Origin of the sequence: Streptomyces sp. NPDC059900 (genome assembly GCF_050270335.1) — a bacterium.
In the GTDB taxonomy this organism is placed as follows: Bacteria; Actinomycetota; Actinomycetes; order Streptomycetales; family Streptomycetaceae; genus Streptomyces.
The window spans coordinates 1-7,363 of record NZ_JBNNJZ010000409.1 but is presented as its reverse complement, the minus strand read 5'-3'; the positions used below and the strand labels follow the sequence as shown (position 1 = coordinate 7,363).

Below are 7,363 nucleotides of genomic sequence, written 5' to 3'. Positions count from 1 at the left end.
ACGTTGGGCGGGACCTTCCCGTTCGGGGCGCTGCCCACGTCCGGGTCAGGGGGACGGTTGGCCAAGGGCGGCGACGCGGACAACCGCGCGGCACGTGACGCGCTGAACGGCGGTGCCGTGCCCGGGCGTCCGGACTCCGGCGGCGAGGACACGGATGCCGTGCTGATCGCGTCCGCGGCCGCGGGGGCGGCCGGTGTGCTCCTCGTCGGGCTCGGGCTCGCGTGGTGGCGCAGGCGGGGGTCCGGGGTCGCGGGCTGAGCCCCGTCCCATGACCGGCGCGGCCCGCACCAATCCCCCTGCGGGCCGCGCCCTCTCTCCGCTTCGGCCTCGGGGCACTTTCTCTCCTTGGCCCTCTTTCTCTTCTTCTCGACTCATCGACTTCTCGTGGAAGGTCCAGTGATGGCATTGCCTCGTCCTGTCGGCCGGTCAGTGGTGGCGGCCGTCGCTCTTGCGTTCACGATCACCGCGGGTGCCGTGGTGATCGGCGGTGAGGACGGGCCGGGCCGGTCGCCGTCGTCGTCCGTCGCCGTGGCGCCGGGCGCGCTTCGGGGTGCCGACCTCGATCGTGGCGTGGCGGCGCTGCAGACCCATCTGCGGGACCAGCCGCGCGACTTCGGGTCGTGGGCGACGCTGGGGACCGCCTATGTAGAGCAGGCCCGCACGCAGGGCGACCCGTCGCGCTACCGCGAGGCGGAACGCGCTCTGGACCGGTCCCTGGAGCTGCGGCCCCGCAATGACGCGGGGCTCGCGGGGCGGGCCGCGCTGGCCGCGGCCCGGCACGACTTCGCGGGGGCGCTGCGGCACGCGGAGGCCGCGCTCGACGTGAACCCGCGGAGCGAGGGCGCGCTGGCCTCGCGGATCGACGCGCTGGTCGAGCTCGGGCGGTACGGGGCGGCGTCGCGGGCCGCGGAGGAGGCCGATGCCCGCCGGCCGGGGGTGCCGGTGTTCACGCGGTACGCGTATGTGCGGGAGCTCCGGGGCGATGTGGCGGGGGCGCGGCGCGCGCTGTCGCTGGCGCTCGGCTCCGGTTCGGGGGCGGGTGCGGGTTCCGGCTCGGGTGGCGGGGACGTCGCGTATGTGGCCACGGCCCTGGGGCAACTCGCCTGGCGGCAGGGTCGGTACGGGGAGGCGCTCGAGCAGTGCGGGAAGGCGCTGCGGGCCGACGCCTCCTACCTGCCCGCGCTGGAGTGCCGGGCCAGGGTGTGGGCCGGGCGTGGCGATACGGAGCGGGCGATACGGGGGTTCCGGGAGATCGTCGCGCGGGCGCCGCTGCCGGGGCCGTTGGTCGCGCTGGGTGAGTTGTACGAGGCGCGGGGCGAGCGGGGCGACGAGGCGAAGGCCCGGCAGCAGTACGCGCTGGTGTCCGCGTGGGTGTCCCTGGCCCGGGCGAACGGGGTGAACGCGGACCTCGACGCGGCGGTCGCGCTGACGGACCACGGGACGCGGGACGAGCGGAGGGCGGCGCTGCGGGCGGCGCGGGCCGAATGGGGGCGGCGGCACACGGTGCACACGGCGGACGCGCTCGCCTGGGCCCTGCACGTCAACGGCCGCTCCGAGGAGGCCCTGCCGTACGCCCGCCGGTCCACGGCCACGGGGTTCCGCGAGGCGTCCTTCCTGTACCACCGGGGCGTGATCGAGGGGGCGACGGGCCACGCGGCTGCGGCTCGCCGCTGGAAGTCGGCGGCGCTGGAGCTGAACCCGGGGTTCTCCCCGACGGTTGCGAAGGCTGCAAAGGAAACGGGGGGAGCGTCGTGAGGCCGCCTTCACGTCGAGCTGGGGGCGGGGCCGCGCCGGCATGTCCGTCCTCGCCATCCGCCGGTGGGCGCTTGGCTACTTCGGCACCGGAGCGCCGCGAACCGTGCTCCGGGCGGAAATACCGGCACGTCCCCTCGCGTCTCGATGGCGTCTGGAGGTCGTCGGGACTGTCGCTGCGGGGCAATCTGGTGGATGGGCGGGAAAAGTCTGTTCGGGTGACGCACGCTGCGGGGCGGCCATGAAGCGGCGGATCCTGGCCTTGGGGGGCACCCTGCTCGCGGGGCTCGCGCTCACCCTGCTGCCCGCCGCCGAGGCGCACGCTCACCCTCTGGGGAACTTCACCGTCAATCGGTACGACGGACTCGTGGTGAGGCCCGGGCAGCTTCGGGTCGACCACGTCGAGGACCTCGCCGAGATCCCCGCCACCCAGGCCGAGCCCCGCATCAAGCGAATAGGGATGCGGAGCTGGGCCGAAGGGCGGTGCGAGGACGCCGCCCGCGGCAGCCGGCTGCGGGTGGACGGGCGAGCGGCGGAACTCCGCGTGGTGCGGGCCCGGGCGGTACGCCGGGACGGGCAGGCCGGACTGCCCACCCTGCGCGTGGAGTGCGAGCTCGGTGCCCCGCTCCCCCGGGGCACCGAGCTCGCCGCCGGCTTCAGGGCAGCGGGACAACCGGGACCCGGCTGGCGCGAAGTCACCGCGCAGGGCGACCGGATGACCCTGAGCGCATCGGACGTACCGCAGAAGTCCGTCTCCCAGCGCCTCACGCGCTACCCGCAGCGGCTGCTCGACTCGCCGCCCGGCGAGAACTCGGCGTCCCTGCGGATCACCCCCGGCGGCCCCGCCCTGAGCCAGGAGCGGCCCCCGGCACCGGCCTCCGTACTGCCGCGCGGCGCGGACCGGTGGACGCAGGCCCTCACCGGCCTGGTCGCCCGCCACGACCTCACCCCCGGCTTCGGCGGACTCGCCCTGGCCACCGCGCTGTTGCTGGGGGCGCTGCACGCCCTCGCGCCCGGCCACGGCAAGACGCTGATGGCCGCGACCGCCGCCGCGAGGGGCCACGCCTCGCTGCGGGACGTGCTGCCGCTGGCCGCCTCCGTGACCGTCACGCACACGCTGGGGGTGACCGCCCTGGGGCTGCTCGTCGCGGGAGGCTCGGTCGCGGCCCCGTCCGTCATCGCCTGGCTCGGAGTGGCCAGCGGCGTCCTGGTCACCGGCGCGGGAGCCCTGCTCGTGCGCAGAGCCTGGCGGCGGCGCGGGCACGCCCGGCAGCACCACCATCACCACGGACACGGACACGGGCATGGACATGAGCACGGGGACGGGGACGGGCACGGGCACGGGCACGGGCACGGGCAGCACCATCACACGCACGACGCCCCGCCCACCCTCCGCGGCGCCCTCTTCCTCGGCTTCGCCGGCGGTCTCGTGCCCAGCCCGTCCGCGGTCGTGGTGCTCGTCGGCGCCGCAGCCTTGGGCGAGGCCTGGTTCGGGCTGCTGCTCGTGCTCGCGTACGGGGTGGGGCTGGCCGTCACGCTGACGGCCGCGGGGTTCCTCGTGGTGCGGGTCGGGTCCATCGCCGGGCGGCGGGTGGTCCGCGGGCCCCGCTGGCTGCACCGGGCCACGCGGCGCTTCCTGCCCCTGGGATCCGCCTGTGTCGTGGTCGCCCTGGGGTGTGGATTGGTGTTCAAAGGGGCGGCAACAGCGCTCGGTTGAGGTAGTTTTGTGGAGAATCGCACGGCTGCGGATGGGGGACTCCCGTGAGCGGGAACGAGCGTGTGATCGCAGGACGCTACCGCCTCCTCGCCCCCTTGGGCGAAGGCGGGATGGGCACGGTCTGGCGGGCCAGGGACGAAGTCCTGGGCCGCGAGGTCGCGGTCAAGGAAGTGCGCGCCCCGGCCGGGCTTCCGGCCAGTGACGTCGAGCGGCTGTACGCCCGCCTGGAGCGGGAGGCCTGGGCCGCGGCCCGTATCCCGCACCGCAACGTCGTGACGGTCTACGACGTGGCGAGCGAGGACGGGCGCCCGTGGATCGTCATGGAGATCGTGCGGGGGCTCTCGCTCTCCGACGTCCTGGACGCGGAAGGGCCGATGCCACCGCAGCGCGCCGCCCGTATCGGCGCCGAGGTGCTCGCCGCGCTGCGGGCCGCCCATGAGGCCGGGGTGCTGCACCGCGACGTCAAGCCCGGCAACGTACTGATCGCGAACGACGGGCGGGTCGTCCTCACCGACTTCGGGATCGCCGTGGTGGAGGGCAGCTCGGCACTCACGATGACGGGCGAGGTGGTGGGCTCCCCCGAATTCCTCGCCCCGGAGCGGGCGTTGGGGCGCAAGCCCGGCCCCGAGTCCGATCTGTGGTCGCTCGGCGTGCTGCTCTACGCGGCCGTGGAGGGCATTTCGCCGTTCCGGCAGAACACCCCGCTCAGTACGTTGCGTGCGGTCGTCGACGAGGAACTGCCGCAGCCCCGGAACGCGGGCCCGCTGGCCCCGGTCGTCGAAGGGCTGCTGCGCAAGGACCCCGCGGCCCGGATCTCCGCCGCCGAGGCGGAGAACCAGCTGCGGCTCGTCGCGGCGGGCGGCGTTCCCGATGCCCCGACACCCCTCCCGTACATGCCGACCGTCACGTCACAGCAGCAACACCCATCCCCTTCGCCGCTTCCGCCGCCACCGGATCAGCAGGAGCCGGTCGTCAGCACGACCACCACCGTCCCGCCGACGCGTTCGCGCCGTTCGGTCCTCGTCCTCACCGCGGGCCTGGTCGCGCTCGCGCTGGCTCTCGGCGGGATCGCGTACGCCCTGATCAACCGCGACGACGGCGGCGGGGGCGGCAACAGCAGCGGCTCCTCCGAAGGCGGCGGCAACACAAGCGGCGGCAACGACGGCGACACCAGCGGCGGCGGCTCCGGCGGCGGCAAGAGCGGCGGCAACAACACGTCGGGCAGCAACGAAGGCAGCTCCAACAACGGCGGGAACGGCAACGGCAACGGCTCCGACGGCGGCGATTCCACGACCGGCGGCAACGGCGGAGGCTCGACCACGCACCCCGCGCAGTCCGTGAAGGTCTCGGTCACCGGCTCGTACACGCAGTACAGCGGCGCCTGTCCGCCCGCCGCCGGGCAGGCCCCCTCGTTCACCGCGACGTTCACCGTGGGGCGGGTTCCGGTCACCGTCGACTACCGCTGGGTGACCAAGTCGGGCGAGCCGAGCGACTCCGGCTGGAAGACGCTCAGCTTCGCGTCGGGCGGCGGCAAGACCAAGCAGGTGCACCACACGGAGACGGTCACGGGCGAGCCGGGCTCGACGTACCAGAACTCGATCAGCGTGGAGGTGCGCAGCCCGGTGAAGGCCACCTCCAACTCCGTCGCGTACTCGGTGAAATGCGAGGAGGAGCCCCCGACGACGGGCGGGGGCTCCTCCTCCTATGCGCCGAACTCCTGACTGCCGGACTCGTGACTGCCGGACTCCTGACCTCCGGACTCGTGGGCGCCCGGAGTACGGGCGCCCGGAGTCAGCGGGTCAGGACGCAGCCGCGCTGAGCACGGGAAGGTAGCCGCCGGACTGGCCCGCGGCCTTGGGGTGGTAGGACTCGCCGATGTTGGTCCAGTTCACGCTGTGCAGCCACGCGTCGCCCGAGCAGATCTCGTGCCCGGTGAACTTGGCGGCCACATCGCCGAAGGCGAAGCCGTGGTCGGCGGCGCGCTTGGCCGTGGTGGAGTTGAGGAAGTCGGACGCGCTGTTGATGGCGCTGCGCTCCTTCTCGGAGAGACCGGCGATGCAGCCGCCGCCGAGCTTGTAGAAGCGGGGGTATCCGAGCACGACGACCTTGGCGGCCGGTGCCTTGGCGCTGATCGCCGAGTAGACCTTGTCGAGGTTGCCGGGCAGCGTCGTCTCGACGTAGCTGCGCGCCGTCGCGATCCGTGCCAGGCACTTGCTCTCGGACTGCAGGACGCAGGTCGTCATGACGTCGGCGAAGCCGGCGTCGTTGCCGCCGATGGTCAGGCTGACGAGGCCCGTTCCCGCGCCGAGCGGGCCGAGTTGGCCGGAGAGAACATCACCCGTACGGGCACCGGAACATGCCGTGAAGTTGAAGCTGGAGGGTGAGTTCGCGGCGGCCCAGAGCGCGGGGTACGCGCGCGGGGTGCGCTTGCAGTCGCCGCTTCCGCTGTCGTATCCGCCGGCTCCGACACCGGACGAGTAGGAGTCGCCGAGCGCCACATAGCCGGTGGCGGCGGCCTGTTGGCCGGACGGGGCTGCCTGTGCCGCTGCGGCCCCGGTGAGGGCGAAGGCGGTGGCGAGGAGGAGTGAGGAAGCGTATGCCGTGATTCGGGACAATCTCATGGAACCTCCCTTAGCAGGATTTCTGCCACGACTGTGGTACCACTCCCCTCGGGCCACCGGTAGTGTCCATGTCAACAAGTTCGCGTGTAATTCCCCTTCCCGCAGAGCGAGTTGCCCTCCCGTTCAGGGCCCCGAAGGGGAACATCTGCACACTCCCTCCGCATCTTGACGGGCCGCCGTGGACTGCGCGACATTGAAGCCCGGCATCCGGCGCGTCGGGGGGCAAAGTCGCCAATGCAGACCATCAGGATCAAGGCACCGTCATCAGACACCGCGCGCGGCCCGTCGGACCCGCCGATCCGTCACGAGGACGCGCTGCCGCTGCTCGCGGGAACGGCTGTGGCCGTGGCCGCCGTCGGCGCGATGCTCGCGCTCACGGACATCGCATCGCCGCTGCGCGCCCCCTTCACGCTGTTCTTCCTGCTGGCCGCTCCGGGCGCCGCGATCGCCGCCGCGCTCCGCGGACTCGAGCCATGGGGCCGGATCTTGGCTTCCGTTTCCGGGGCCGTCGCGGTCAACCTGTTGGTGGCCCAGGCGATGCTGGCCCTGCACATCTGGTCCGTGCGCGGCGGGGTCGCGGCCATCACCGTGATCGGCTCGCTCATCTATCTGCTGGTACTGGTACGGAGGTTGCGACGCCGTACCCCGACGAGGCGGACCTCCTGACGTGGACATCACCGTGCACCGCCCCGGAGAACTCACCGCCGCGGACCGGGTGGCCTGGACGGCGTTGCAGTCCAAGGCGCACCTCCACGGCTCCCCGGAGCTGGCCAACCCCTTCCTCTCCCCCGAGTTCACCCTCGCGGTGGGCCACTGGCGCCGCGGGGTGCGGATAGCGGTCGTGCGCGAGGCCGGTGAGCCGGCGGCCTTCTTCCCGTTCCAGAGATCCATCACCGGCGTCGGCCGGGCCATCGGGCTCGGCGTCTCGGACTGCCAGGGCATGGTGCACCGGCCCGGCTTCACCTGGGACGCGCGAGAGCTGTTGCGGGCCTGCGGGCTCGCGATGTACGAGTTCGACCATCTGGCCGGCGGCCAGGGGCCGTTCGAGGCGGGCGCCTCCGGCTCCTTCGCCTCCCCCGTCATGGACATCGACCAGGGGTACGAGGCCTATCTCGGCCAGCTCAAGGCGAAGTCGCCGAAGTTCACCCGCTCGACCCTCTCCAAGGAGCGCAGGCTCGGGCGCGACCACGGCACCGTTCGCTATGTGCACGACGAGCGCGACCCCGCGGTCCTGCGCACCCTGATGCAGTGGAAGTCGGCCCAGTACCGCAGC

General features: G+C 73.1%; 5 protein-coding genes and 2 pseudogenes. 6 read left to right on the top strand and 1 reads right to left on the bottom strand.

All coding sequences use genetic code 11. The features are described 5' to 3' along the window. The 4 genes and pseudogenes from ACQKIP_RS34295 to ACQKIP_RS34280 all read left to right on the top strand — a co-directional run. Positions 1–258 (top strand): annotated as a pseudogene (locus ACQKIP_RS34295) (hypothetical protein); the annotation flags it as partial. A gap of 141 nt (positions 259–399) precedes the next feature. Further along, positions 400–1,755 (top strand): tetratricopeptide repeat protein, encoded by a 1,356-nt coding sequence (locus ACQKIP_RS34290; RefSeq protein ID WP_365859960.1) that lies wholly within the window; start codon positions 400–402, stop codon positions 1,753–1,755. A 238-nt stretch (positions 1,756–1,993) separates the two neighbouring features. Next, complete coding sequence (locus ACQKIP_RS34285) at positions 1,994–3,469, top strand: nickel transporter (protein ID WP_365859959.1); 1,476 nt, start codon at positions 1,994–1,996, stop codon at positions 3,467–3,469. Positions 3,470–3,531: 62 nt separating this feature from the next. Then, positions 3,532–5,190 (top strand): serine/threonine-protein kinase, encoded by a 1,659-nt coding sequence (locus ACQKIP_RS34280; protein ID WP_427745040.1) that lies wholly within the window; start codon positions 3,532–3,534, stop codon positions 5,188–5,190. 78 nt (positions 5,191–5,268) lie between these two features. On the opposite strand, the gene ACQKIP_RS34275 is transcribed toward ACQKIP_RS34280, so the two are convergent. Continuing rightward, positions 5,269–6,090 carry an SGNH/GDSL hydrolase family protein gene (locus ACQKIP_RS34275; protein ID WP_365859957.1) on the bottom strand — a complete coding sequence of 274 codons (822 nt, stop codon included), beginning with the start codon at positions 6,088–6,090 and terminating at the stop codon, positions 5,269–5,271. 234 nt (positions 6,091–6,324) lie between these two features. On the opposite strand from ACQKIP_RS34275, the gene ACQKIP_RS34270 reads away from it, so the two are divergent. Next, positions 6,325–6,756, top strand: coding sequence for a hypothetical protein (locus ACQKIP_RS34270; RefSeq protein ID WP_365859956.1), 432 nt, complete (start codon positions 6,325–6,327; stop codon positions 6,754–6,756). A gap of 1 nt (position 6,757) precedes the next feature. Next, positions 6,758–7,363, top strand: a pseudogene (locus tag ACQKIP_RS34265) (GNAT family N-acetyltransferase); the annotation flags it as partial.

Coding starts and splice junctions, on each gene's coding strand:
- ACQKIP_RS34270 (WP_365859956.1), top strand. CDS start 6,325: ATGCAGACCATCAGGATCAAGGCACCGTCATCAGACACCGCGCGCGGC.
- ACQKIP_RS34275 (WP_365859957.1), bottom strand. CDS start 6,090: ATGAGATTGTCCCGAATCACGGCATACGCTTCCTCACTCCTCCTCGCC.
- ACQKIP_RS34290 (WP_365859960.1), top strand. CDS start 400: ATGGCATTGCCTCGTCCTGTCGGCCGGTCAGTGGTGGCGGCCGTCGCT.
- ACQKIP_RS34285 (WP_365859959.1), top strand. CDS start 1,994: ATGAAGCGGCGGATCCTGGCCTTGGGGGGCACCCTGCTCGCGGGGCTC.